The sequence below is a fragment of the Marinomonas arctica genome (assembly GCF_003259225.1).
GTDB classification, from domain to species: domain Bacteria; phylum Pseudomonadota; class Gammaproteobacteria; order Pseudomonadales; family Marinomonadaceae; genus Marinomonas; species Marinomonas arctica.
In genome coordinates this window covers 1-1,589 of record NZ_QHJF01000068.1, presented here as the reverse complement: position 1 = coordinate 1,589, position 1,589 = coordinate 1, and the positions used below count along the sequence as shown (strand labels likewise).

Annotated in this window: 1 protein-coding gene; it reads right to left on the bottom strand. The window is 45.5% G+C overall.

Annotated features, from left to right (window positions below):
• Positions 1–34: 34 nt before the first annotated feature.
• Positions 35–1,572 (bottom strand): IS3 family transposase gene (locus DK187_RS20825; protein ID WP_111609213.1). Its coding sequence is split into 2 segments (ribosomal slippage): positions 35–1,110 and positions 1,110–1,572, totalling 1,539 coding nucleotides; the frame shifts between segments, so codons are not numbered across the junction.
• Between the last annotated feature and the right edge of the window lie 17 nt (positions 1,573–1,589).

The window sequence follows — 1,589 nt, the reverse complement described above, 5'->3', positions numbered from 1 at the left end:
CGGCGTCTTTCAAGGTAGTTGTCGCCTAAAATAATTAAGCAGCGTCTTTGTGTTGCTCTGGATTTAATTCCACATCACCTATTGGCTGCCAGTTTCTTTCTGCTTTTGACCAACGATCAGGGCGCTCTTTCCTTTTTTGCTGATACAAGTCCGCTCGCTTCGCTAAGATTACTTTATCAAGCCCTGCATGCCTTTGATTTGGCGTGACAAACTGGATTCGACTATGGCGATGCTCATGGTTATACCAATACACAAACTCTCTTACCCACTCTCTCGCATCTTCCAGGTTTTTAAACCCTTCTGACGGCCATCTAGGGTGATATTTCACCGTTCTAAACAGCGACTCTGAGTATGGGTTGTCGTTACTCACCCTTGGTCTACTGCGGGAGGTCACAACACCAAGATCATACATTTTTGCTCTCATCGTTAAGCTCTTCATGGGCGCACCGTTATCTGAGTGTAAGACGAGATCTTTTTTAACGCATCTTTCTGCCCAAACACTGCGTTCCAGTAAATCGGCGGCATACTCTCCCGTTTCTTGAGAATGCACTTCCCAACCCACTATTTTTCGACTGTAAATATCTTCTATCATGTACAGGTAGTAATGCTGCCCAATCACCGTGGTTGGCAGATAGCTAATGTCCCAACTCCACACCTCATTGGCTTTTTTCGCCGTATAACTCGTGGGCTTTTTATGGACATTCTTTGATGCTGCTTTTCCTCTATGATGGAGCATGTTTTCCGCTTTTAAGAGACGATAAAAGCTGGATTCTGAAGCAATATACTCGCCTCTGTCGGCCAATATAGGCACGATTTGGCTGGGTGGTAAGGAAGCAAACTCGTCACGGTTGCAAACCTCAATCATCTTCCGCTGCTCTACCTCACTCAGTTTGTTCGCTGGTGCAGGCCTTATCACGGTGACTCTTCTATCCTCCCCAATAGAGCCCTCACTATACCAACGCTGTAACGTTCTGACCGATAATCCAATCACCTCACAGGCAGGCTCTTGTCGTGCACCTGACTCCACCGCATGACGGATCCACTGCGAATACTTTTGCCTATCGGCCAGCGTGATTAGCTGTCCTCTTTTTCCTCCCAATAGGCATCGAACTTTTTTCCTAGCACAAGTAACGCCGCACTTTCTGCTAACGCTTTCTCCTTTCGTCTGAGCTCACGTTCTAGCTCTTTAATGCGTTTTTTGTCCGATTGATGCTCGGCCGTGGTCTTAGTGTTTCGCTTATCTTTCACTGTATTCCCTGCAATACAGGCTTGCTTCCATTGCTTTACTTGCTCAGGGTACAACCCTTTTTCTCGGCAATACTGATTCAGATCCGCTTCAGACAAGGCGAAAGTTTCAAGTACGACAGCAAACTTTTCTTCATTGGACCATTTATCTGATGAACTCACTTTTGACTCGCTAAATCCTGATGTGTTGAATTGCTTTTGCCAACTATACAGGGTGGAGAGCTTAATGCCTTCTTGCTCTGCAAACTCACGTCTCGACAATTGGCTTTGGTAGAGTTTTTGTAAAATGACTTCTTTAAAGGCACTTGAATGTCTTTGGTAATCCACTGGTTTTCACTTACCGT